At 57.6% G+C, this 25,662-nt stretch carries 20 protein-coding genes; 4 read left to right on the top strand and 16 right to left on the bottom strand.

The genetic code is table 11. From position 1 onward, the window contains the following. Positions 1–143: 143 nt before the first annotated feature. A complete protein-coding gene (gene moaA, locus Q669_RS00765; protein WP_022990864.1) occupies positions 144–1,136 on the top strand; it encodes a GTP 3',8-cyclase MoaA in 993 nt (330 codons plus the stop codon). A 221-nt stretch (positions 1,137–1,357) separates the two neighbouring features. Here moaA and Q669_RS00760 read toward each other — a convergent pair whose 3' ends face one another. From Q669_RS00760 to Q669_RS00695, 14 genes are all read right to left on the bottom strand, one after another. Next, on the bottom strand, positions 1,358–1,963 hold the full coding sequence (locus Q669_RS00760) for a nitrous oxide reductase accessory protein NosL (RefSeq protein WP_022990863.1): 606 nt from the start codon (positions 1,961–1,963) through the stop codon (positions 1,358–1,360). A 22-nt stretch (positions 1,964–1,985) separates the two neighbouring features. Further along, positions 1,986–2,816 carry an ABC transporter permease gene (locus Q669_RS00755; RefSeq protein WP_022990862.1) on the bottom strand — a complete coding sequence of 277 codons (831 nt, stop codon included), beginning with the start codon at positions 2,814–2,816 and terminating at the stop codon, positions 1,986–1,988. Beyond that, on the bottom strand, positions 2,813–3,745 hold the full coding sequence (locus Q669_RS00750) for an ABC transporter ATP-binding protein (protein ID WP_022990861.1): 933 nt from the start codon (positions 3,743–3,745) through the stop codon (positions 2,813–2,815). Before Q669_RS00750 ends, Q669_RS00755 begins: the two co-directional genes overlap by 4 nt. Continuing rightward, positions 3,742–5,010: a nitrous oxide reductase family maturation protein NosD gene (locus Q669_RS00745; protein WP_022990860.1), complete on the bottom strand. Its 1,269-nt coding sequence runs from the start codon at positions 5,008–5,010 to the stop codon at positions 3,742–3,744. The genes Q669_RS00750 and Q669_RS00745 overlap by 4 nt, the downstream gene beginning before the upstream one ends. A gap of 337 nt (positions 5,011–5,347) precedes the next feature. Next, positions 5,348–7,243 carry a TAT-dependent nitrous-oxide reductase gene (nosZ, locus tag Q669_RS00740; protein ID WP_022990859.1) on the bottom strand — a complete coding sequence of 632 codons (1,896 nt, stop codon included), beginning with the start codon at positions 7,241–7,243 and terminating at the stop codon, positions 5,348–5,350. Between the two features lie 82 nt (positions 7,244–7,325). Then, complete coding sequence (gene nosR / locus Q669_RS00735; protein WP_022990858.1) at positions 7,326–9,434, bottom strand: transcriptional regulator NosR; 2,109 nt, start codon at positions 9,432–9,434, stop codon at positions 7,326–7,328. A gap of 141 nt (positions 9,435–9,575) precedes the next feature. Further along, positions 9,576–9,977, bottom strand: a complete 402-nt coding sequence (locus tag Q669_RS00730) for a hypothetical protein (RefSeq protein ID WP_011786522.1) — start codon at positions 9,975–9,977, stop codon at positions 9,576–9,578. A gap of 57 nt (positions 9,978–10,034) precedes the next feature. Further along, entirely contained in the window at positions 10,035–10,784 is a 750-nt protein-coding gene (locus Q669_RS00725) for a Crp/Fnr family transcriptional regulator (RefSeq protein ID WP_014422450.1), read from the bottom strand. A 152-nt stretch (positions 10,785–10,936) separates the two neighbouring features. Next, positions 10,937–11,743, bottom strand: coding sequence for a peptidylprolyl isomerase (locus Q669_RS00720; protein WP_011786524.1), 807 nt, complete (start codon positions 11,741–11,743; stop codon positions 10,937–10,939). A 65-nt stretch (positions 11,744–11,808) separates the two neighbouring features. After that, the gene (gene narI / locus Q669_RS00715; protein WP_022990857.1) at positions 11,809–12,489 is read right to left on the bottom strand and encodes a respiratory nitrate reductase subunit gamma; all 681 of its coding nucleotides are present in this window, start codon (positions 12,487–12,489) and stop codon (positions 11,809–11,811) included. 19 nt (positions 12,490–12,508) lie between these two features. Next, positions 12,509–13,249 (bottom strand): nitrate reductase molybdenum cofactor assembly chaperone, encoded by a 741-nt coding sequence (gene narJ, locus Q669_RS00710; protein WP_022990856.1) that lies wholly within the window; start codon positions 13,247–13,249, stop codon positions 12,509–12,511. 10 nt (positions 13,250–13,259) lie between these two features. Further along, entirely contained in the window at positions 13,260–14,837 is a 1,578-nt protein-coding gene (narH, locus tag Q669_RS00705; RefSeq protein ID WP_022990855.1) for a nitrate reductase subunit beta, read from the bottom strand. Further along, positions 14,834–18,577 (bottom strand): nitrate reductase subunit alpha, encoded by a 3,744-nt coding sequence (locus tag Q669_RS00700; RefSeq protein WP_036148124.1) that lies wholly within the window; start codon positions 18,575–18,577, stop codon positions 14,834–14,836. The genes narH and Q669_RS00700 overlap by 4 nt, the downstream gene beginning before the upstream one ends. A 130-nt stretch (positions 18,578–18,707) precedes the next feature. Then, positions 18,708–19,967 (bottom strand): MFS transporter, encoded by a 1,260-nt coding sequence (locus Q669_RS00695; RefSeq protein ID WP_022990853.1) that lies wholly within the window; start codon positions 19,965–19,967, stop codon positions 18,708–18,710. Between the two features lie 185 nt (positions 19,968–20,152). Between Q669_RS00695 and Q669_RS00690 the strand changes: the two genes are divergently transcribed. The 3 genes from Q669_RS00690 to ubiT all read left to right on the top strand — a co-directional run bounded on the left by Q669_RS00690 (position 20,153) and on the right by ubiT (position 23,333). Further along, positions 20,153–22,009, top strand: a complete 1,857-nt coding sequence (locus Q669_RS00690; RefSeq protein WP_014422457.1) for a histidine kinase — start codon at positions 20,153–20,155, stop codon at positions 22,007–22,009. A gap of 28 nt (positions 22,010–22,037) precedes the next feature. Then, positions 22,038–22,697, top strand: coding sequence for a two-component system response regulator NarL (narL, locus tag Q669_RS00685; RefSeq protein WP_011786531.1), 660 nt, complete (start codon positions 22,038–22,040; stop codon positions 22,695–22,697). A gap of 90 nt (positions 22,698–22,787) precedes the next feature. Then, a complete protein-coding gene (gene ubiT / locus Q669_RS00680; protein WP_022990852.1) occupies positions 22,788–23,333 on the top strand; it encodes a ubiquinone anaerobic biosynthesis accessory factor UbiT in 546 nt (181 codons plus the stop codon). Here ubiT and Q669_RS00675 read toward each other — a convergent pair. Together Q669_RS00675 and Q669_RS00670 are read right to left on the bottom strand one after the other, a co-directional pair. Continuing rightward, a complete protein-coding gene (locus Q669_RS00675; protein ID WP_022990851.1) occupies positions 23,308–25,296 on the bottom strand; it encodes a putative bifunctional diguanylate cyclase/phosphodiesterase in 1,989 nt (662 codons plus the stop codon). The genes ubiT and Q669_RS00675 overlap by 26 nt on opposite strands. Before the next feature lie 89 nt (positions 25,297–25,385). Further along, positions 25,386–25,661, bottom strand: a complete 276-nt coding sequence (locus tag Q669_RS00670) for a DUF488 domain-containing protein (RefSeq protein WP_022990850.1) — start codon at positions 25,659–25,661, stop codon at positions 25,386–25,388. Position 25,662 lies beyond the last annotated feature (1 nt).

Here is a 25,662-nt window from a genome sequence, read left to right as displayed (position 1 = left end):
ACATCTGTTATACGTGTTATAGATCAAAACCATTGGCTATGCAAGGTGACAGGGAATACTCCCCGAGGGGTATCGGAATCCGCCAGCGGGTTTGCCATACTTGGCCTAAACTTATGGTGATATTGCAACAGGACACGGCTTCAATGCCCCAGACCAGACTGACAGATCGCTTTGGCCGCACGGTAAACTATGTACGCCTGTCGGTAACTGACCGCTGCGATTTTCGCTGCGTGTATTGCATGGCGGAAGACATGACCTTTCTGCCACGCCAACAGGTATTGACCCTTGAAGAGATCGCACGGCTGGCACGGAATTTTGTTGCTCTGGGCACGGAGAAGATCCGGCTGACCGGCGGAGAGCCGCTGGTGCGACGAGACATCCTGGAACTGGTGCGCGAAGTCGGCACTTATGGCCTCCGTGACTTCGCCATGACCACCAACGGCAGTCAGTTGCCCACCATGGCGGAACCATTGCGCAAAGCCGGTTTGCACCGCCTCAATATCAGTCTGGATTCCCTGGACGCTGACAAATTCCGCGCCATTACCCGCACCGGTAATCTCAGCCAGGTTCTCGATGGTATTGATGCCGCCCGGGACGCCGGCTTCCGTGGCATCAAGTTGAACACGGTGGTGATGAAAGGCCGCAACGACGAGGAGATTCCGGAGCTGATTGAGTTTGCCCGTCAAAAGCAGGTAGACATCAGCTTTATCGAGGAGATGCCGCTGGGGGAGATTTCGGAGCACGACCGTGGTTTGGCGCTGTGCACCAGTGAGGAGGTGCGCGACATTATCCGCAGGCACCATGAGCTGATTCCGGCAACTGAGGATTCCGGTGGCCCCGCGCGTTATTTCCGGATGCCGGACAGCGAGGTTCGTGTCGGGTTCATTTCGCCGCATTCCCACAATTTCTGTTCGACCTGCAATCGGGTTCGGGTGACGGTGGAGGGGCGTCTGCTGCTGTGCCTGGGCAATGAGCATTCAGTGGATCTTCGCCGGGTGTTGCGGGGGCATCCGGTGACGGATGACAAGCTGCAGGAGGCGATCATCAAGGCCATGGATCTGAAGCCGGAGCGGCATCATTTTTCCAGCAATGGGGATGTGCAGATTCTTCGGTTTATGAATATGACTGGCGGCTGACCCAGGCTGCCAGCTTGGGAGTTGGAGCGGGTGCGGGTAAGCTTTCCAAAAAACGCTCCTTACGGCACTTCCCTGTGTCGCTTCTGCTCCGCCATCCCTGGCTCCGCAAATTTTTGGAAAGCTTACCCGCACCCACTCTCTCGAACTTTGGAGACATAGTCTCCCAAGACCAGTAAACCCAGGTTAAGACCTTTCGACCTTATTTTTGTGGGACTGCCACTTTAATGCTCTGTACTGTGGCTAATGTGATCATCAGCCATTCCAGCTTCATCTGCATCGTGCATACCAGCCATATCATCCATCCCGCTCATGTCGTGCATCGTCATACCATTATTCAGATGCTCCAGCGTGACCTCGGCAAACGCCAGTACGTTGCCGCCATGCTCGGCCGCGAAGTCTGTGGCGTCGGTTTTGTTGGCGAACGAGGCCAGGGTTGGGCCCATGGCGCCGTTAAGATTTGAGCCGACCACGTAGAAGGCCTCGCGGGCGTCGATCAGGTGGGTGTCATCCGGGCTGTCCCAGTGGGTTTCGGCCATGTTGTGGACGTAGAGGGTGTGATCCCGGTTTTCGTTTTCCGGCTGCAGGAACCAGGCGAACATGTCTTTGGTGGAGCAGAATTTCCGGATGTTCTGCTCTCGCTCGGTGAAGGCCTGGCCTTTTGGGCCCGGGAAGTTGGTGATGACCATGCCGCAGACGTGGCACTCGTCGCCGGATTCAAAGTGCACCGGGTCGGGTTTTTCAACGATTTCGGGTTCACTGCCGGAGCAGCCCGCCAGAAGGGTGGCGGCGAAGGCGGCGATGAGCCATTTGGTTGCTGGGTTTGCCATGTTTGTGTGTCTCCGGTCGGGATCAGATTCGTCGGTTTTTGAACAGTAACAGTGCGCCGGCCAGGGGTATGGCACACCACAGGATCAGGCCTAGCCAAAGGCCCGCAGCGCCGATAGGCAGGTCTGCACCCAGGCTGAGTACGCCACTGAGTTGACCGCTGTCGCCGAAGGCGACGATGTTGAGCAGGCGGTAGATGTCAGTGGGGTTTAGCATTAGCAGCCAGGGCAGCAGTTCGGGATTCAGTTTGCCTTCGCTGGCCACCAGGGTGCCCAGCAGCATCAGGTCGAAGATCAGTACAAAAAAGAACCAGATGGCCAGGGCCAGACCGGCAGCGACCGGTTTCTCGCTCACCCGTACGCTCACCAGGTAGGCCAGTGCGATAAAGCCCCAGCCCAGCAAAACGGTGGAGCCCACAAAACGCCCCATGGCCACTGCCAGGGCGGCAATGGCAACATCTTCCACCAACACGGCAATGGCAATACCAGCCACACCGAAGCCGATGATGGTAGCCAGCGCCAGGGTCAGGCCGTGGCCGAGGAATTTGCCCAACAGTAACTGGCTTTTACTGAGGGGGTAGGTCATCAGCAGTAACAGGGTGCCGCCCTCCTCTTCCCCCACGATGGCGTCGTAGGCCAACAACAGTGCAATCAGCGGGATCAGGAAGATCCCCAGGCTGGCCAGGCTGGCAATGGTCGCAGGTGTGGAGGCGTAGCCCACCTGCCCGGAGGCGGCGGCACCGAACCAGGCGATGCCCAGTGCCAGGGTGGCGAACACCAGGGAAATGGCAACCAGCCAGCGGTTGCGGAAGCTGTCGCTGAGCTCCTTGCGGGCGATGGTCCAGATGGCGTTCATTGGCTTCCTCCCCGGTGGGCCAGGCCACCCGAGCCAATAAAGTGTACGTAGATGTCTTCCAGGCTGGGCTGATGGATGCCCAGGTCTGCCACTTCGCCGGAGGCCATCAAGGTCTTGATCAGTTCCATTTTTTCCTGAGGTCTCACGTCTACCTGCAATCGCCCGTTTTCACTTTTCATCATCAATCCGGCACGCTGCTCGGCCTGGTCAATGGCTTTTTCCAACGCCGACAGGCTCGTGGCAGGCTGCAGGGTCAGGGTCACCGGCATGTTTGCCTGCCGCCGCAGCGACGGCAGGTCGCCGGCTGCTTTCAGGGCGCCTTCGGTCAGAATCGCGGCCCGATCAATGTAAGGTTCGACCCCCGGCAATACATGCGAACAGAGCACGATTCCGGCCCCCTCATCCCGAAGCTGGCGCAGCAAACGGTACAGATCCGCCGTTGCAACCGGGTCCAGGCCGACGGTGGGTTCGTCCAGCATCAGCAATTTGGGCTTGCCGAGCAGGGCCTGGGCCAGGCCAAGACGCTGGCGCATGCCTTTGGAATAGGTTTTGGTGCGGGCGTCCATGGCATCTCCCAGACCCACCTGTTCCAACAGTTCAGGCACCTGCTTCAGCGGCGCGCCTTTGAGGCGGGCAAAGTGGCTGAGAATTTCCCGGCCGGTCAGCTGCGGGTAGAACATCACGTTCTCTGGCAGGTAGCCGATGTGCTGGCTTACCTGCGGATCACCCGCCGCGCCTTCCAGTACAGACACCTTGCCCTCGGTCGGTTGCATCAGGCCCAGGATAAGCTTGATCGAGGTGGTCTTTCCCGCCCCGTTGTGCCCGAACAGGCCCAGAATTTCCCCCGGCTCCAGCCGAAGATCTACCCCGTGTAGCACCGTGGCCTTGTCGTAACGGTGGCTGACGTTCTCCAGTCGAAAACAGTTCATCGGATCTCCGATTGCAGGTGGTCGGGAATTCGCATCAAAGGATGGGGGTCACTCACTCCGGCAGACTTCACTACGGGGAAGGCATCCTGGACCCAACGCAGGGTATCCACCGCCGGGCTGAACATCAGTACTTTGGCCTCCGGATACTTCCACAGCAGCCGATCCACGTTGTCGTTCGGTTCATAAGGCACATCGCCGAGGCCGTCCTGATTTCGATCCCAGCCCAGGTAGTCACTCCAGTAGTTGCCTTTGCCATCCTCGGCCCAGAACTGGGTGCGAGTGGCCACGTACTTCACCTGGCGCTGGTTTTCCACAAAGGCGTTGTTGAACACCTGGTTTTCCTCGGAACCCGCAGTGAGATGAATACCGATATTGCTGTGGCCGAAATAATTGCCTTCGAAGGTGTTGTACAGCGAGTTGTAGATAAACACCGCTTTACCCTCGGCACCGGAAATGACCACTCCGGCACTCTGACCCTGGGACACTCCGGTGACCACGTTATTGCGCAACTCGGAGTTGGTGATGAAGTTCATCAGAATGCCGTAGTTCTCGTCATTCTCGGAGCGGTTATTGAATACCTTCAGGTACTTGCTTTGCATTAACGCATACCCGGTACGCGTGCCCCGGGTGACGTTGTTTTCCAGCAGGTTATGCATCGAATACATGTAATGAATGCCGTACCGGAGGTCACTCATCACATTGCCGCGAATGGTATTTCGGTTCGCGGTCTCGATATAAATGGCATCCCGGGTCTCACTGATATCGTTACCTTCAATCAGCGCACCCGTGGTGTTGAACAGGTGAATGCCATTGCCACGATCCTGGGACCGCAAGCTGGTATCACCGCGAATGTGATTCTCCCGCACGGTCACATCCGGTGTTGCATCCAGCCACACGCCGAATGCCGGGCCCTGAAGACGGTTGTTTTCCACCACCGAACCCTGCGCTACGCGGGCCACGAAAATTCCCGCATCCAGTTCGTTCAGGTCTTTGCCCCAATTGCGAACCTGGCAACCGGAAAAGGTGATCGCCTCTGCCAGAATCTCAACCGCATTGCCCTGCCCGCCACCGTCAATCACCGTTTCCGGAGCGCAGGACACAGATACCCCGGGCACCCTGATAGCCAGTGGAGACAGAGTTTCCGGAGGAAGTTGAAACGACGAGCCCGGGGCCAGGTTATCCAGCTCTTGCTGCAGGTCCGCGTTGGCGGAGAGCGCAAACAGAGCGACTGACAGGACCACTCCATAACGCAATAGTTGATACATCAATAGATCTCGAGATAGTGATAAGCAACTAGTGTCCCGTCTGGCTAATTCCTTAATCTACTGCTTGCCTCTGAGGACTCTGACCAAGGCGCCAGTCTGCAGATGTGGTGGTTCCACATCAAGGACTGGCAACACAGGGCTCAGAGTCCTCAGAGACAAGCCCTCCGGGAGCTTCTGAAAAACCGAAGAACGTCGTTCTGCTGGCTCGATTTGGAACCACCAAACCTTCACCAGCACGCCTAGCTCTTCGGTTTTTCAGAAGCTCAGTAGGTTAAGGAATTAGCCAGACGGGACACTAGGGCCCCGAAAACGGGACCCCAAGTCAGGCAACTCTCTATCAGGCCTTTTCGACGAGCATCCGCCCGCCCATCTCCATGTGGAGAGCATGACAGAACCAGTTGCAGTAGTACCAGTAAACCCCTGGCTTACCTGCCGTAAAGGTCACGGAAGCGGTCTGCTGCGGGCTGATCTCCATACTCACACCATGGTTCACCATACAGAAGCCGTGGGTCACGTCCTCAACCATATCGAGGTTGGTGATATACACAGTGACTTCATCACCCTCCTTCACCTTGAACTCGGTCATACCGTACTGAGGCGCAACGGAGGTCATGTAAACACGTACCTTGTTGCCATCACGGATGACCTTGTTGTCGGATTCCAGAGTCACACCGTCCTTCTCCGCCTGGGCACGACAGCTGGCGAAGTAGGGGTCGTTGCGCTCGTATATCTTCTTGGTCTTGATCTGATCACGACGTACCAGGATACAGTCATGCGGCTCGGCATAGGTCGGGCCATCGTGGACCAGTTTCATTTCCTCACCGGAAATATCGATCAGCTGATCGTTCTCAGGATGGAGCGGGCCAACCGGCAGGAAACGGTCTTTCGAGAACTTGGACAGAACAACCAGCCATTTGCCATCAGCATCGCGGGATTCAGTCAGCGATGCGTGGTTGTGGCCCGGCTGATACTGCACGTCCAGCTTCTGACGGATGTAATTTACCTTGTCACCGTTGTAGTGCTTGATGGCATCGGCAATATTCCACTTGCACACCTGGCTGTCGATAAACAGCGTGGTGTAGGCATTGCCACGGCCGTCGAAGGTAGTGTGCAGGGGTCCGAGACCCAGCTCCGGCTCGGCCACGATGGTGTCGCGCAGTTCGATCTTGTCTTCGAACAGATCGTCCAGTTTATCAATGGCAATCACGGATACCGTTGGTGACAGCTTGCCGTTGGCAATGAAGTACTTGCCATCGGGAGAGGTGTTCAGACCGTGCGGGTTCTTCGGCACAGGAATATAGCGGGTGAATTCGGATTCGCCTCGGCCGTCGACAACCGGCACCTTGGAATCGCCAATGGTCTTGAAGTTGCCGGCTTTTACCGCTGCAGCAATGCGCTCCACATTGAACACAACCACCCAGTCGCGGTCGTTACGCATGGTGCCCGCAAGATCAACGGCACGCTCTGAGTTGTAACAGGTAGAAGCAGCGTACTTGCCGGTATAGTCGGCATCGGTGTTATCCAGGTTACCGTCAACGATGACCTGCCAGGCCACATCCATGGTTTCTGCGTCGATGGCGGTGAACATGGTGTAGCTGTTGTCCAGGCTGAAATCCGTGCCGTCGTTGGGCTGCGGGATGACGAACTCGGCGTTACAGAACACGTAGTTGGTCTTGGGTACTTTCTGCAGGCGCAGACCATGGATGGCCTGAACGTTCGGGATGTGGGTAATCTTGTCCGTCTTCATGATATCCAGACGGATACGGGCAACCCGGGTGTTGGCCTTGTCGTTGATAAACAGGTACTTACCATCGTAACGACCGTCAGTCATGGAAATGTGCGGGTGGTGGCAGTCGCCGTTCAGGTACTGCTGATCACCGCCCAGGATTTCCTTACTTTCATTGGTAATACCCCAACCCGTTGCGGAATCCACGTTAAATACCGGAATACGCATCAGTTCACGCATGGAGGGCACGCCAAGCACGCGCACTTCGCCCTGGTGGCCACCACTCCAGAAACCGTAGTACTCATCCAGCTCGCCCGGGGCGACGTGAGCCTTGTTGCGGGCTTCTTCAGCAGCTGCAGCCCAGGTCTCACGGGACATGACCGAGGTGCCCAGACCGGTTGCACCAGCGACACCGGCCAGCGCAGCCGCACCCATAAAGCGACGACGGCTCAGACCACCTTCGGAAACCTCCGGCGTGTCCTTGGTCAGATCATCTCTTTTTTTCATAGCATCCAACTCCGTTATTGGTTATGGCGGTTATTGCTTCTCATGGCTTTCCGGGGCCTTATGGTTGGCTCCTCGGGACTACTCAGTTCACCTGCACCACCGGAATTTCCTCAGGGTGGCCGGGTGCGTTATGACCACGGCGCTTGCCACGGCGCTTCACGATCAGCGGCGGGCACTTGTGGTCATCGAAATAGGTCATCTGGCAATCCAGGCAGTAGTGACATTCCATGTAGTTGATGTGTCCATCCGGATGGATAGCCTGGACTTCGCATTCCTTGTCGCAGAGACGGCAGGGGTTACCGCATTCCTTGCGACGCTTGAGCCAGTCAAACACTCGCAGTTTGGTGGGCAATGCCAGGGCGGCACCCAGCGGGCACAGGTAGCGGCAGTACACCTTGCGGGTGAAGATATTGACCACCAGCAACAGCACAGCGTAGGTCACGAATGGCCAGGTGCGATCAAAGTGCAGGGTAATGGCGGTCTTGAACGGCTCCACTTCCGCCATGCGCTCGGCGGTGGCCATGGACTCCAGAGAAATACCAAACAGCACCAGCAGGATGATGTACTTGATGGCCCACAGGCGCTCGTGCCAGGCAAAAGGCACGGTGTACTGCGGTACCTTGAGCTTGCGGGCGATTTCATTGATCAACTCCTGCAGGGCGCCGAACGGGCATAGCCAGCCACAGTAGACCGCCCGACCCCATAGCAGGACGATGCCAGCCACCACGGCCCAGAGTACGAACATGATCGGATCGATCAGGAAGGTTTCCCATTTGAAGCCGCTGATCAGGCTGTTCACAAACGTCAGCACATTGACGATGGAAAGCTGACCCAGGGCATACCAGCCAATGAAGAACAGGGTGTAAACCAGGAAGCCATGGCGAATCCAGCGCATCATTTTCGGCTTCTGAACCAGCCAGTCCTGGAAGAACAGGATGAACAGCAGTACGGCTATACCAAGACCCAGCACGGTGATCTGGAACTGCTTCTGGTACCACACCTGAATCCACAGCGGCTGGGTTTCGAGCCATTCTTCCTCGGTCAATACAGGCTCCGGACGGGTGTAATACTGGTCCGGCAACTGGTACTCCAGCGGAAACACCTGAAATTCGCTGTCGAGCGGGCCAGTCTGGCGCTTGACCGTCAGTTCCAGCGTCCACGGGGTGCCAGGGTCGAAGTTGTACTGCTGGCGCACAATAAAGATCGCCATTTCCGAAAACTCGGGCATGCCCTCGGCGTAGACGTCACTGAGCCGGTGGAAATCCAGATCCCGGAAGTTGAAGGTGTCGCCGAACTGGCGGATCTGCACCCGGTCGAAAATGCCGCCCCGCACATAGCCTGAGCCTTTGAAGGAGTATTCGCCGTTGGCCATAACCGCAATGGCATGTTCACCCTCTTGCAGTTCCGACATCAGCCACTGGTACTGGCTCTCACCCAACAGATTGCGGCCGATGGTCGGCGCATCCAGATAGGCGGCGTAGAGATCGATCAGGGTGTCACCGCGTTCGCCCGCGTCTGCAGTTTCGATGCCCTCGGCAGGGGTCCCCACAAAAGAGTCGTCGACCTGCCCTTTGGTCAACACCAGGCGGCGAATGGAACCGTCACCGGTCAACTCCTGCCAGGACTTCTCCTGAAACTGTTCCGAGTTCACATTGGCCATGGGCGGACGGTTGCTTTTGCCACCTTCAATCAACCCAATCTCGACCCCCACCCGGTGGGCAGTGCGCATGATGACTTCGTTAATAACCATCACGGTGACCGTAGCGCCGGACAAGCCATCCACCGCCACCTTGCGTTCGGTAGACGTGCCCCCAACGGTCACCCGCTGGTCGGCTTTCAGACCGGTGTACTGGTCAGTGAACTCATGCATCTTGCTTTCGGGGATACCCACCAGCAGGATGGGTTCATCGTGATGTATGACTTTGGCGGCACGAATTTCTCCGGCGGTATCGAGCACCACCATGGCATTCAGGGGCTTGCCGGAATAGGCGGGGGTCTGGACAAAGTCCAGGGACTGGTAGGCGTAGCCTATAAGCTCCTCACCGGAATACACCTGCTGGATGGCACGGTTGCCCTCCATCGGCTGGAGTTCTGTCGCTTCCGGGAAGGCTTTTTCGATAAGCTGGCGTCCGGCCGGAGGGCTGTATTCCGATAACGGCTGGGCCCAGCTCAGCGAAGCAGCAAGTATCATCAAGATGGATAGCGCACAACGGAGGACGTTTCTCACTACAACTCCCAATACCCCATGGATTACATCAAGGGTCGTTCAATTTTGAGGAAAATCAAATACCTCTTTGAGGATAGTCCTCGGCCAAACAGAGGCGCCTTGAGTTCAGTCAAGGCTAATGGCGTGGCCGGCTTTGTTGAGGGGAAGGTAATTGCCCAGATGCCCCATGCGGATGCTTTCCACCATCATGGTCAGGGGTTGCTGGGCCTCATCACTGGAAGGAGCATGGCCGCCACGGCCCGACATGGCCGCGACAAATACCATGTCCCAGTCCTGGCCTGTCGCGCGGGATTCCTCCGCTAACACATCGAAATAAGGAACCTCATCGGGGGTTTTGTCGACACAGATAACCGGCGTCAGTGCGCCACCCTCGCCGCGTTCAAAAGCAGCCCGTTCTGCGGCACTGGCGTCGTCTGGTAATTCGGCTTTGCAAAAAACGAACAGAAACCGCTGGGGCTCCGGTTCTTTCCGGCTGGCCTGAACAAGATCCTGGTAACTGCTGATCATCACTATCCCCTGATGTTCAAGGCGGTCAAAAAAGCCGGGCCCGGAGGCCCGGAGAGGCTATTGGCTGATAGCGATCAGCCGCTGAGGGTCGGAAATAAAGAGCTTGCTGCGATTCACTCTGATCAAACCATTAGACTTGAGATCTGCCAGTATTCTGGAGAAAGTCTCGGGCTGCATGGCCAGGCGTGAAGCCACCAGGCATTTGGGCAACGGCAACTCGACTTCGCCACCTTCCTCCGCGCCGTTCGGCAGCAAATCAATGAGGTAACGAATCAAACGATCCCGGGCATTCTGGACGGTCATGATCTCAAGATCGTGGAATCTGGACACCGCACGCATGGCGTAGTGGCTCAGGGCCGCCTGGGCATACTCGGGATTCCGATCCAGCAATTCCCGATAAGCTTTAACCGGGATCATGAGCACTTCGCTGGACTTCAGGGCCTCTGCGTAGCATGCATACCTGGGCGGATTGGCATAAATCATGACTTCGGCAAAACAGTCCCCGGGTGCAATACTGTCAAGGGTTCGGTCTACGCCGGAGGAATCGAGGCGATACAGACGCAGGCGACCAGAAATCACAAAGAAGAAGTGATGGGCCGGCATATCCTGACGGTAGAGCAGCTGGTGGTGACCGAGTCTCAGCCGGCGCGATTGCTGGATCAGACTATCGAGGTCTTTCGGGCGCAGATTGCAGAACAGGGCATGGCTGCGAAGCGCTTCCAGGCTGTCTTCTTCATCAAGTGGTTTGTTGATGGCGACAAGCACCGGCTTGGTATATCGCTGTTCAGCAGTTTGTGTCATGGCCATGGGTGTACCCTCTCTGCATATTCATGCATTCAAAATCTTATTTTAAATACTAGAAGGATACTGATGAAAAATCGCTCCCCCGATGGGGGTATCCTTGGGGTTATTCCTGGGTAATTGACTTAGCTCAATTATTCGCTTTGCTAACCAAGCAGTCACTGCATCAAAGGCGAATCCGGCAGCTCCAGATCCACGCCCTCCACACCGGTTTCCGCAGCCAATACCTGGAGGTATTGCCGGAATGCCCGGCGGGTCACGCTTTCGCTCAGGTACTGGCGAATCTGGGGTTTTACATGTTCATAAGGCAGCAGTTCGCCGTTGATTCGCTGGTCTACTCGAACGATGTGCCAGCCATAGCGGCTTTCGATCAGCTCGGGGTGGAGGCCTTCGTTCAGGCTCAGGACCGGGCGTTCGAATTCTTCGACGGTCTGGCCTTTGCTGATCTGGCCGAGGCTGCCGCCCTGGTGCCGGGATTCGCAGGCGGAATACTGTTTAGCCAATTCGTTGAACTGCGAGCGGCCGTCCAGGAGGGCAGACAGCAGCTGTCGGCCAGCTTCTTCCTGACGCATGCGCTCTTCAATATCATCCGGAGCGGCAGCCAGCAATATGTGGCTAACGGCCATGATGGTAGGGCTGCAGAAGCGGCCGGGATTGGCGGCGTAGAAGCGTTCGCAGTCCTGTTCGCTCGGGTCTGGCACTTTGAGCTCGAGTTCCAGCACCCGGGCTATCCGGTCTTCTTCGTCTACGATGCTGTCAAGGTTCAGGCGGCTGGCCTGTTGCAGTAACAGTTCACGGATGGCAAGACTTCTGGCAGCTTCGTGCCAGGCTTCTGCCAGCTCTTCCGAGGGGTGGTGCTGCATTTCCCGGGCAATGTCGTCTTCGTGGATGAGAGTCTCACCCACATAGACCGGCGGGAACTGGTTTCTGGGTTTGCCGGCTTCGCCGGTGGGGATCAGTTGCATGGTGCGACTCTCCGTCAATCAGTTTGCCAGCCACCCTCCCGGAAAGAGAGGGTGGCTGTATCCGTTCAGGCGCGCTTGCGAACCACCTGGTACTTCCGCCCGAAATACTCCACTGGCACGCTAAGCATGTGCACCAGTCGGGTGAACGGGAAGAGTACGAAGATGGTCAGGCCCAGGAAGATGTGGGTCTTGTAGATCCAGTGCACGTCGGCAATGTAGGCGGCGATGCCAGATCCTTCCAGGGTGAAGACGCCCTGGGCCCAGGCGGAGAACTTGAGCATGGTGCTGCCGTCGAGGTGGCCCATGGTGGGCAGGATGGTGAGCATACCGAGGACCAGCTGAACCACCAGAATGATGATGATCATGTTGTCAGCGAAGGTGCTGCTGGCCTGAACCCGCGGGTCGGTCATACGACGCCAGGCGAGCATGCCGCCACCGATGATGGCCATGATACCTGCGATACCGCCCACCAAGATCGCCATCACCTGTTTCTGGCCCGGGGTGATGATCCACTCGTAGGCCCAGTGCGGAGTAAGCAGGCCCACCAGGTGGCCGAAGAAGATCACCAGTACGCCGACGTGGAACAGCACGCTGGCCATCACCATGTTTTTCTTGCGCAGCATCTGGCTGGAATGGGCTTTCCAGGTGAACTGGCCATGGTCATAACGCGCCCAGGTACCGACAAACAGTACCAGCAGGGCGATGTAGGGATAGATTCCGAACAAGAGTGTGTTGATATAGGACATTGTCTTTTCCTCCTGCGCCTCAGGCGCGCCCTGCCGGACGGGGCGTTGCGTCCGTCATCAGCTGATCACTCAGGTGAATGGTCTGGGTCTGTTCCAGTTCGCGGCGGCGCTGTCCAACCACGCCACCGGTGCCACAGGAGCTGCCCTGGTCATCCACAAATTTCACCATTTCCTCTTCCCAGACCTTGTCCAGTGCTTCGGGGGTGTCGTCGCGCTCTTCCGAGGCAACGAGCTGAGCCAGTTCCTGGCGGTCGGCCTTGCGGCCGGACAACACCAGCAGGGAATCCATCGCAACGTGGTAGAGGCTTTCACGCTGGTACAGGCGCTCTCCAAGCAACCCCAGAATGTGGTGAATATCTTCCAGCCAGTTGCGGATTTCTTCCCACGGGCGAGTGGAAAGGTATTCCAGAAACAGCGGCAGGTAATCCGGCAGTTCTTTGGCATCAATCTCCAGGCCGTTGGCCCGGTATTGCTCCATCAGGTCCACCATGGCCTGGCCGCGGTCGCGGGATTCGCCGTGCACGTGTTCGAACAGCAGCAGGGAGGTCGCCCGGCCCCGGTCGAAGGTGCCTACGTAGGCTTCCTGAAGATCCATCAGGTCACCATCGCACAGGCGGTCAATACAGGTCAGCAGTTGTTCCTTGTTTTGCCGCGGCAGCCGGCTGTCCTCCAGGACAGCGGCGACCAGGGCGTCTTTGGATTGCTGCAGTTCTTCGGTGGGGTATTCCAGTACCCGCGCCAGTACTTTCAAAAGTTGCATTTTGGCCTCCTCAGTCCTGCAGCTGCTTCGGGTCAACCTGCTTCACGGTCGCCAGTTTGCTGACCATGCTGGTGGTCTGCTTCTTGCCGCCGAACAGGCTGAAGTCGCTGTCACCACCGTTGCAGCCGTCGCCGAAGCTGAAGCCACATCCGCCGCGCTCGCCGTAAGCAGTCGCATCCGGGAAGGCTTCCTTGGCCAGCTCACGATGACTGGTGGGAATCACAAAACGATCTTCGTAGTTGGCGATGGCCAGGTAGCGGTACATCTCATCGGCCTGGGCCTTGGTCAGACCACACGCTTCCAGGGCTCGCAGGTCTTCCTTGCCTTCCACGGTTTCGGCGCGCTTGTATAAACGCATGGCCATGATCCGCTTCAGGGCCAGTACGATGGGCTTCTCATCACCGGCGGTCAGCAGGTTCGCCAGGTACTTGACCGGGATCCGCAGGCTCTCGATCTTCGGCAGTACGCCGTCGAACTCAACCTTGCCGGCTTCCGCCGCAGACTGGATCGGGCTCAGGGGCGGCACATACCAGACCATGGGCAGGGTGCGGTATTCCGGGTGCAGCGGCAGTGCCAGCTTCCAGTCCACCGCCATCTTGTAGACCGGACTCTGCTGGGCAGCTTCGATGACGTTCATCGGGATGCCGTCTTTCTTCGCCTGTTCGATCACTTTCGGGTCGAACGGGTCCAGGAAGATTTCCAGCTGCTTCTCGTACAGCTCGTGCTCGCCCGGGGTGCTGGCTACTTCTTCGATGCGGTCTGCGTCATACAACAGCACACCCAGGTAGCGGATCCGGCCAACGCAGGTCTCGGAGCACACGGTAGGCATGCCGGCTTCGATACGCGGATAGCAGAAGATGCACTTCTCGGACTTGCCGGTTTTCCAGTTGAAGTAGATCTTCTTGTACGGGCAGCCAGAGACACACATCCGCCAGCCGCGGCACTTGTCCTGGTCGATCAGCACAATGCCGTCTTCTTCCCGCTTGTAGATGGCACCGCTCGGGCAGCTGGCAACACAGGCCGGGTTCAGGCAGTGCTCGCACAGACGCGGCAGGTACATCATGAAGGTGTTTTCGAACTGGCCGTAGATGTCGGCCTGCACCTGGTCAAAGTTCTTGTCCTTGCGGCGCTTGGCAAACTCCGTCCCGAGGATTTCCTCCCAGTTCGGGCCCCATTCGATTTTCTTCATGCGCTCGCCGGAGATCAGCGAGCGTGGCCGTGCGACCGGCTGGTGCTTGGTATCACCGGCGGTGTGCAGGTGCTGATAATCGAAGTCGAACGGCTCGTAGTAGTCGTCGATTTCCGGCAGGTCGGGGTTGGCGAAAATGTTCGCCAGTACCCGGAACTTGCCACCAATGCGGGGGCGGATCTTGCCGGAGCTGTCGCGCATCCAGCCGCCCTTCCACTTGTCCTGGTTCTCCCACTCTTTCGGGTAGCCGATACCAGGCTTGGTTTCGACGTTGTTGAACCAGGCGTATTCCATGCCTTCACGGCTTGTCCATACGTTTTTGCAGGTGACGGAACAGGTGTGGCAACCAATGCACTTGTCCAGGTTCAGCACCATGCCGACTTGGGAACGGATTTTCATTTTACAGCCTCCTGAGCATAGTCATTGCCTTCACCGTCGAGCCAGTCCACGTTCTTCATCTTGCGGACCACCACGAACTCGTCCCGGTTGGAACCTACGGTGCCGTAGTAGTTGAAGCCGTAGGAATACTGGGCATAGCCACCAATCATGTGAGTCGGCTTCGGACACACCCGGGTTACCGAGTTGTGAATACCGCCACGGGTCCCGGTGATTTCGGAGCCGGGTATGTTCACAATCCGCTCCTGGGCGTGGTACATCATCACCATGCCGGGCATCACTCGCTGACTCACCACCGCACGGGCGGCAATGGCGCCGTTGGCGTTGAACAGTTCGATCCAGTCGTTGTCTTCCACGCCGATCTCTTTGGCGTCGTCTTCACTCAGCCAGACAATCGGGCCGCCACGGGACAGGGTCAGCATCAACAGGTTGTCACTGTAGGTGCTGTGGATGCCCCACTTCTGGTGCGGGGTGATCCAGTTCAGCGCTTTCTCGGGGTTGCCGTTACTGCGCTGGTTGATCATGCTGCCTACGGCTTTGGTGTTGATGGGCGGGCGGTACACCAGCAGGCTCTCGCCGAAGGCGCGCATCCACTCATGGTCCTGATAGAACTGCTGACGACCGGTCAGGGTGCGCCAGGGAATCAGCTCGTGCACGTTGGTATAGCCGGCGTTGTAGGACACGTGTTCGTCTTCCAGGCCAGACCAGGTGGGACTGGAAATGATCTTGCGCGGCTGCGCCACGATGTCCCGGAAGCGGATTTTTTCCTCTTCCTTGTTGGTAGCCAGATGAGTGTGATCCAGGCCGGTGAACTCGGACAGCGCCGCCCAGGCTTTGACCGCCACCTGACCGTTGGTTTCCGGCGCCAGGGTCAGGATGACCTCAGCGGCATCAATGGCACTCTCGATCTTCGGGCGACCTGCGTTGGCACCCTCAAGGTGGGTGTAGTTCAGGTCCTTCAGGAAGTTGACTTCCTTCTCGGTGTTCCAGTTGATGCCCTTGCCACCGTTACCCAGCTTGTCCATCAGCGGACCAAGGGAAGTAAAGCGGGCGTAGGTGTTCGGGTAATCCCGCTCCACCGTAATGAAGTTGGGCGCGGTCTTGCCCGGAATCAGGTCGCACTCGCCTTTTTTCCAGTCTTTCACATCGAACGGCTGGCCCAGCTCCGCCGGCGCGTCGTGCAGCAGCGGCAGGGTAACCACGTCTTTCTCGACACCCAGATGCCCCTCGGCAGCCTTGGAGAAGGACTTGGCAATGCCCTTGTAGATTTCCCAGTCACTGCGCGCTTCCCAGGCCGGATCGGTGGCAGCGGTCAGCGGGTGGATGAACGGGTGCATGTCGGAGGTGTTCAGGTCGTTCTTTTCATACCAGGTTGCGGTCGGCAGAACGATGTCGGAATACAGACAGGTGGTGGACATACGGAAGTCCAGGGTCACCAGCAGGTCGAGCTTGCCTTCCGGCGCCTGGTCGCGCCATTTCACTTCTTCCGGTTTGGCGCCACCCTCGACACCCAGATCCTTGCCCTGCAATCCGTTCTTGGTACCCAGCAGGTACTTGAGCATGTACTCGTGACCTTTACCTGAGGAGCCCAGCAGGTTGGAGCGCCAGATGAACAGGTTACGCGGGCAGTTTTCCGGCGCTTCCGGATCTTCACTGGCGAAGGCCAGAGATCCGTCCTTCATGGACTTGGCCACGTAGTCCGCCACCTCCATACCGGCCTTCTCGGCTTCCGCGGCAATGGTCAGCGGGTTTCGGTTCAGCTGCGGCGCAGACGGCAGCCAGCCCATGCGCTCGGCGCGTACGTTGTAGTCGATCAGACTGCCACCGAATTTGGACTTGTCTGCCAGCGGCGACAGGATTTCATCCACGCCCAGTTTCTCGTAGCGCCACTGACCGGAGTGAGCATAGAAGAAGGAGGTGGAGTTCATGTGGCGTGGCGGGCGCTGCCAGTCCAGACCAAAGGCCAGCGGCTGCCAGCCGGTCTGCGGGCGCAACTTCTCCTGACCCACGTAATGGGCCCAGCCACCGCCACTCTGGCCGATACAGCCACACATAATCAGCATGTTGATCAGGCCGCGGTAGTTCATGTCCATGTGGTACCAGTGGTTCATACCGGCACCGACGATGACCATGGAGCGGCCCTTGGTCTTGTCAGCGTTGTCCGCGAACTCACGGGCGATGCGGATCACTTTCTCGGCCGGTACGCCGGTGATCTGCTCCTGCCAGGCAGGCGTGTACGGCTTCACTTCGTCATAGGACGTAGCGCCATCGTCGTTACCCAGGCCGCGGCTGATGCCGTAGTTGGCAACCATCAGGTCGTACACAGTCACCACGCGACCTTCGGAACCATCGGCCAGCTGTACCTTGCGGGTACCCAGCTTGTGCTTGAGGATGTCCTTGAATTCCACGTGGTTGTAATGGTCGTGTTCGATACCGCCGAAATACGGGAAGGCGACATCGACGACTTCGTCGTGCTTTTCAACCATGGACAGCTGTAGGTTTACATCGGCGCCTTTGGCGGTCTGCTTCAGGTTCCACTTGCCTTTCTCGCCCCAGCGGTAGCCGATGGAGCCGTTCGGCGCAGTCAGTTCGCCAGTGCTTTCGTCAATGGCGATGGTTTTCCACTCGGGGTTGTTCTCTTCACCCAGGCCGTCGACCAGGTCACTGGCGCGCAGGAAGCGGCCCGGCACGAAACTGCCGTCGTCTTTCTGTTCCAGCATCACCAGGTAGGGCATGTCGGTGTAGCGGCGAACGTAGTCAATGAAGTACTCGCTGGGCTTGTCGACATGGAACTCTTTGAGGATCACATGGCCCATGGCCATGCCCAGGGCGGCATCGGTACCCTGCTTCGGGTTCAGCCACTCGTCAGACAGCTTGGAAACTTCCGCATAGTCCGGGGTAATGGCAACGGTCTTGGTGCCCTTGTAGCGTACTTCGGTGAAGAAGTGGGCATCCGGGGTACGGGTCTGGGGTACGTTGGAGCCCCAGGCAATGATGTAGCCGGAGTTGTACCAGTCGGCGGATTCCGGCACGTCGGTCTGCTCACCCCAGGTTTGCGGAGAGGCGGGCGGCAGGTCGCAGTACCAGTCGTAGAAGCTCATGCACACGCCACCGATCATGGACAGGTATCGGCTGCCCGCGGCGTAGGAGACCATGGACATGGCGGGAATCGGAGAGAAACCGATGATACGGTCCGGCCCGAATTTCTTGGCGGTGTAGACGTTCGAGGCGGCAATCAGTTCGTTGACTTCGTCCCAGCTGGAACGTACAAAACCGCCCATACCGCGGCGAGGCTTGTACTCGGCGGTCTTGGCGGGATTTTCAACAATAGAGGCCCAGGCTTCCACCGGGTCGTTGAACTGGATACGGGCAGCACGCCAGAGCTTCATCAGGCTCTTGCGCATCAGCGGGTATTTCAGGCGATTGGCACTGTACATGTACCAGGAGTAGCTGGCGCCACGAGGGCAACCACGGGGCTCGTGGTTGGGCAGATCCGGGCGTGTGCGGGGGTAATCGGTTTGCTGGGTTTCCCAGGTGACCAGCCCGTTCTTGACGTAGATTTTCCAGCTGCAGGAGCCGGTGCAGTTCACGCCATGGGTGGAGCGCACGATCTTGTCATGCTGCCAGCGCTGGCGGTAGCTGTTCTCCCAGTCGCGGTTCACTTCGTGGGTTTCACCGTGACCGTTGGAGAACGATTCGCGGTTCTTCCTGAAGTAATTCAACTTGTCGATCAAATGACTCATGGTCTCTCTCTCCATCAACCCGTTTGCCGGATCGTTGTTCCGAATGGAGACCATTGTGTGGGATCAAACCCCTGAAATCTGCGTGGTTACTACCACATAACCCGGGTGTACCACCCTGTGGGTAGGCGACCTATAACCCGGGTTGGAGAAGCATCTTTCGCTCCTCTCTGCGGGCATGTCGGGAGAAAAGCAGCAGGCTGACACTCAGCAACAGGAAGAGAATCATGAATACGGCCGTACGCACGCCCAGCCAAAGGTTCAAGCCACCAAACGCAACTGGCAGGACAAACGCAACGGCACAGGCGCTGACCAGCAATACACCGGCAAACAGGGACGCTTCCTGTCGGTTGGCCAGAATCACCATACGCTGAAGGGATCCCATGGCGGTACCCATGGCCACCCCCAGAATCACGACCAACGTGCTTTCAAGGACAACAGGCAGAGCGAACTCCACAACCAGCTCCTCTTCCACGCCGGTAATGAACAAAGTCATTGGGGGATAAGACAGCACCACGAGTGCCATCAGACAACCCGCCAGTGCCCGCGTCGCAACCCGGGCGGAACCGAAATGATCGGACAAGCCTCCACCGGCCACCTGAGCTACCGCACCGGGAATGACAAACCATTGCGCCAGGCGGGCCCCGGAATCCAGCGTAAGACCATACTGGCCTGAGAGGAAATCCGGAAGCCACAACGCCAGCGCAAAGAAACTGCCGGCAACCACACCGAAATACAAACACAGGGGTAGATTCCGACCCTGCCGGATCACCCCGAGAATTTCTCTGGCTGATCGTTCACGGCTTTCGTCTTCTTCACCCGTGGCGTCGGTCAGCATAATCAACAGCGCGATCACCAGAAGCAGGGTAATGAGGTAGGCCAGAGGTACGCCCTGCCAGGAGAACGCCTCATGGAACAGCGGCACCAGATAATAGTTGAAACCCGCTCCGGTTACCCCGGAGCCAAAAACCCCGAGCACGAGACCCAGCCGCCTGGGCTGGCAATGGCTGACCACAAACTGCAGACCGGCGCCGTAGAAGCCGCCCGCCAGCCCCAGTCCGGCGGCGGCAATAAGGTAGCCAATGTAGGTGTTTGTCAGCAGCAGTATCCCCATGCACACAGCAAGACCGCACAGACACAACAGCATGACTTCACGGGCACCATATCGCTGCGCCGCAAGCCCGGCCGGAATCGCCAGGATAGCGCTGACCGCCATGGGCATGGCCAACAGAACCCCAAACTGTAAACTACTCAGCCCCAGATCGGCTCGGAGATGCACACCGGCAACCGCAAACAGGGTCCAGCAACCGGCAGCCACCACAAAGCCAGTCAGCGCCAACGGCAACACTACTGCCAGAGATGCTAACCTCTCCTCATCCCGTTCCGATTGCATTACACGCTCCCTGAATCCCATTCTTTAGTCTCAACTTTTGCCTGAGCAAGGGTCAAAGGCTATGATGGGTTATAAACCATTGGGGTAATTGACTATCCTCAAGGAGGTATCACGATGGCGCGTTATCCACGATAATTTAGCTGTCTGTCACTACTATCCACGTTCCTTGAGTCCTGACGCTTTCCATGACCTCCAGAAGCCCGCTAGTAAACCGACTGGCAGTTGTTATCGGCGCCATCGTGCTGACGGCCATTGTCAGCATGGCCACCACTCTGGCTGTGTCCAACAGCATTGAGGGCAATGCCACTGCTATCAACCTTGCCGGTTCACTGCGTATGGGAGCATTCCAACTGGCGGCAAGATCGGCCTCTGAAGATCCCGTAGAAAACACTGACACCCTTGATCAACGCATTGAGGAGTACGAGGACAGGCTCAGGGATCCCGCCATCATCCGTTCCATTCCCCGCACCGATGATCATCCCCTCGTCGAACAATATAAAACCGTGGAATACGGCTGGGCCAATCAGCTCAGGCCGTCACTGGAGAGCCACCAGACTGGCGCCCCTCTATCCGCCGAAATGATCACGACAGTGGAGAGCTACACGGTAGAAGTGGATCGCTTGGTCTCCATGCTGGAACAACGCACCGAGGCCCGAATCGACCTGCTGCACCTTATCCAGATCATCAGCATGGTGTTCTCGGTATTGATTGTGCTCGCCCTGTTTCTGGACCTCAAAAACCGGATTCTCAGGCCCCTGCGAAAACTGGTGAGCATTGCCACCGCCGTGGGCGAACAGGATTTCAGCCACAAAGCCGATCTCAAAGGTTCCGATGAGCTGGCACAACTGGGCCAGGCCTTTGACCAGATGACCAGTGAACTGGCGCTGACCTACTACGAGCTTGAAAGCCGCGCCCGGCAAAAAACCGAAGAACTTGAAATCAGCCACGCGGCTCTGCAGGTAATGCACTCCGCCAGCCGGGGGCTATTCGCCAATCATGATCTGTGCAGTGGCGCCATTCCGATGCTGCAGGACCTGGAGCAGTTGCTGGGCATCGGTCCCATCCGCCTGTTCCTGCATGACAAGGAATCGGCAGAACCGGTGGAGGCCATTACCACCGCCACACCCAAACGCCCCTTCTATTGCCGGGATCACCATTGCAATGCCTGTCTGGTAACCCCCGAGGTCTATGATGAGATGCCGCTGGAAAACAATGATGGCCGGCGGCTGTTGCTGCCCATCCGCACTCCCGGGCAGTTGCTGGGCACACTGGAGGTCTGGTATCCGGCTGAAAAAGGATTACCGGAGACCTCGCGCCGCCTGCTGGAAACCCTCACCGACCAGTTGGCAACTGCCATTTTCCTGGAAAAACAGATCACCGAAGAACAACAGCTGACGCTGGCAGAAGAGCGTACGGTGATTGCCCGGGAGTTGCACGATTCCCTGGCACAATCGCTCTCGTATCTGAAAATGCAGGTGACCCGTCTGCGCCGGCTGAACATTGATGGCGAGCAGAAGCCCATCCACGACGATATCCTGGATGAACTGAGTACCGGCCTGAACAGCGCCTACCGCCAGCTGAGGGAACTGCTGGCCACCTTCCGGCTGAAACTGGATACGCCGGATCTGGCGACTGCGCTGCGCAAAACCATCGACGAATTCTCAGAGCGCCTCGGTAAACCGGTAGCGTTTGAATACAACCTGCCGCCCCAGACGCTGTCGCCCAATGAGGAAATCCACACCCTGCAGATCATTCGTGAAGGGCTGGCCAATGCGGTCAAACACGCCGATGCCACTGACATAGCAGTAAAAGTAGTGTTCGATTCACCACAAGTGCGGGCCAGCATACAGGACAATGGCAAGGGATTACCGGGTGGCGACCAGCCCGTGAACCACTATGGCCTGATTATTATGCAGGACCGTGCCCGCACACTCGGCGGCAAGGTTAATGTGCGAAACAGGGATGAAGGCGGCGTGGAAGTCGCGCTAACATTCGTACCCAAGAGCCGCAACCTGATTCCAACGGAAACTACGCCGGCCTGAGCCGAGCGCAGGACAAAAGAGAGAACCAATGTCTGAGACACCCGCAAGCATTCTGTTGATCGACGACCACCCGCTGCTGCGCCAGGGCATCAAGCAGCTGATCGGCATGGAAGACGACATGGAAGTGATTGGCGAAGCCAGCAATGCCGCCGATGGCATCCGTCTGGCCACCGAGCTGGAGCCGGACCTGATCCTGATGGACCTGAACATGCCGGAAATGGACGGCATCGAAGCCCTGAGAAAGCTCAGGGAACAGAATGTCAGCTCGCGCATCGTTATGTTTACTGTCTCAGACCAGGAAGACGATGTGGTCGCGGCATTGCGGGCGGGCGCCGACGGTTACCTGCTCAAAGACATGGAGCCCGAGGACATGATCGCCCAGTTGCACCAGGCGGCGGTGGGCAAGATGGTGATCAGTGACCGCCTCACGACCCTGCTGGCTGAAGCCCTGCGTTCCAACAAACCGCAGCAGACCAGCCGCCCCGACTTCGACAGCCTGACGCCGAGGGAGAAAGACATTCTCCGTCTGATTGCCGAAGGCCTGTCCAACAAGATGATCGGGCGTAAACTCGACATCAGTGACGGCACTGTCAAGGTCCACGTCAAGCACCTGCTGAAAAAGCTGAACCTGCGCTCGCGGGTGGAAGTGGCCGTCTGGGCAGTCGAGGAAGGTCTGCACAAGGGCTGACTGTTCATTCCCCTGAGTTATATCAAATCCGTTTATTGCGGTTTGAGGTAGGCTCTCCCTATCTGTTTCATGATTCCAGGAGAGCCTGCCATGCTGCATACCCTGCCCAGTTTCGGCAAATTGCCCACACCACCCGGGTTCGCGCAGCTGCAACGCCTGAGCAACCAACTCCAGCACAATCCCCTTGCGGGCCAGACCATAGCCGTCATCCAGGAGTATGCCCCTTCACCGGTGCCACTCCTGAACGGCATTGATCAGCGAATTCCCCTCCCCCTGAAACAACTGGCAGCGGAAGCACCCCTCAACCGGCTTTTCTCGGACGCCATTGCAGAAGGTGAATTCGACGATTTCGAGGGACGTCGAATCCGCCTCGAAATCAATGGCGGCCAGCCAGGCATTACCCTCGGTTACTGGGCCGGGCGCCTGCGGGTGCTGAACGGACCCGGTGAAGCCACCATCCGGGGGTCCGTTGGTGCATTCCGTACATTGGCGGAGCGAAAGCAAGACCCCGATCAGTTGTTCTTCCAGCGCCGGCTGGTTATCGAGGGGGATACTGAACTGGGGCTGGCCCTGAAAAACCTGCTCGACAGCCTGGACTGGCATCTGCGGCTCAGGGATTTTCTGAAACCCTGGTAAGCGCCCATTCCGGGAACGTTCTCCAACGGTTAATCCAGGCAGGGATCAGGGTCGCTTCAATGGGCGGAGATATAGCAAATCCCTGAGCGCATTCGCACCCGAGGCTCAACAGAATCTCACCTTGCCTGACACTTTCCACGCCCTCCGCAACCACCTGCTTCCCGAAAACCCGTGACAGACCGATCACCCCCTGAAGAATCGACAGGTTTTCACCGTTATCCTCAATGCCGGATACAAACTCCCGATCGATTTTCAGAGTATCGACAGGAAGGCGCTTGAGATAAGACAACGATGAGTAACCAGTACCAAAGTCATCCAGGGAGAAGGTCACCCCAAGCTCACAGCAATCCGCAATGGTCTGTACGGCTTTATCCAAATCCCCAAGGGCAGCGGTTTCCAGGATTTCCAGATCTAGCCTGACAGGGTCAACCCCCGGAAACGCCGACAGGATTTTGTTCAGGTGCCCGGCAAAGTTATCAGACTGAAGATGGTTGGCGGCGATGTTAACACTGACATTGACCCTGACACCCTCTTGCTCCCAGCGTTGTATCTGCAGCAGAGAGTTTCTCAACACCCATTCACCAACCTGAATATTCAGCCTGTGATGCTCAATGGCGGGCAGGAAGTGGCTCGGAGGGAGCAGCCCTTCCCGGGGATGTTGCCACCGGATCAGCGCTTCAACGCCCAAAACCTCTCCAGTCCGGAGATTAACCTTGGGTTGGAAATAAAGCCGGAACTCATCCTCGTTGAGCCCCCTGCGGATGTCCTCCAGTAACAACTGACGGGCTCGATACTGGCTCCGCTCGCCGGCATCAAGATAAAGCCAGCCACTGCGCATCTCGTGTTTTGCCCGATACAGGGTATTATCCGCCTGCCTCAGCAAGCTGTCTGCGTCCTCAACGGCGCCATCCGGAAACAGGACAACACCAGCCGTAAACCCCGCGGAAACCTCAACACCGTCGAGTTCAAATGGCTGACTGGCCGTCAAACGCAGAGCTTCCAGCCGCGACTCGGCTTGGCTGGCATCCGGCAGCAACAATGCAAACTCATCACCACCTGTTCGCGCCAGGCAGGCATCCGCCGGGATCGCATCCAGCCACCGCCGGGACAGCAAGCCGAGCAATCGGTCTGCCGCATCTTCTCCGAGACAGTCGTTGAGATCCTTGAAATTATCAAGATCAATAGACACCAGGGCTGCCGAGTTCTCAGCTCTCACTTCATCTGCAAGGTATTCACGAACTCGTCGGACGATGCCGTTTCGGTTCCAGAGGCCGGTCAAGGCATCGGTATAAGCGAGCGTTTCCAGATGGTGCTGATATTCTCGGGCTTGTTCTTCCAGGGCCTGATTCAGCCTTTCATGCTGTATTCGGGACAGCTCGTCTTCGGCCCTCAAGCGGGCCATTTTCTCCCGCATTAACTGAATCGTGCTGGATGAAAGCTTTCCGTAAATTTCCAGCAGCGCGTTGACCAGCACCGAGGCGGAACCGCTCAGCTCTGCATCGACCCGGTTTTTTGCCTCACTGACTTCCAGGCCTTGCTGAACCAACTCAACCGTCAGAGCCATTCGGCGATCTGATTCGAGGATATGGAAGGCTAACCAACGTGTGAGGAAGTCAAACAGTCTGGTTAATACCTCTTCCTGAGGTTCGCGGCTGTTGCGCAGCTCCTCAACCTGCGCAAAAAACATCTGGTGTGAATCGCGGTGGCTTTTCGCCATCGCTGCTTCACTGAGGGTTTTGTTCCAGATCGTTTCCTCGTATTCAAAATGAAACGCCGCGTAGGAAAGCAACTCATCAAGAATCTGATCGGGCGTCAACTCGGAGGTGTCCGACGCAAAGTGCCACGCCAGTCGATTCAGGATATTGACCAGCACCTTGTGCTGTTGATCAATATCATCAATGCCGGTCTCGAAATTCCGGTTCCAGGGGAAGATTTCGAAGGCATTCGGCACATTATTGGTCACAGAAGGACTCCCAAAACGGCAACCACCGTCTTGAGCATAGTTCAACTGCCAATAAATGTAGTTGTTTTAAATCAGAGAGCGGAGCTGTCTCAGAGCTGGTCGCTCAACGCAAAATCCCGCAACGCCACCGCATTATTATGGTCGGTATCTTTGGCGGCAAATACCAGCGTGACGCGTTTGTGCTCCTTGAGGATCTGCCGGAACAAATCCAGGTCCTCTGCGGCCTCATCAGACTTGAGCTCTTTGAAGTAGCGGTCTCGAAACCCGGGCCATCTGAGCGGGCAGCGTGGTCGTAGGCTCGTTTCAGGCGGATGTCCATAGAAACCTCCCAACCGGCTAATGGTGTCCTTGAGCCTAGCCTTCACC

Origin of the sequence: Marinobacter sp. C1S70 (assembly GCF_000475355.1) — a bacterium.
In the GTDB taxonomy this organism is placed as follows: Bacteria; Pseudomonadota; Gammaproteobacteria; order Pseudomonadales; family Oleiphilaceae; genus Marinobacter; species Marinobacter nauticus.
This window is presented reverse-complemented; position numbering and strand designations above follow the sequence as displayed.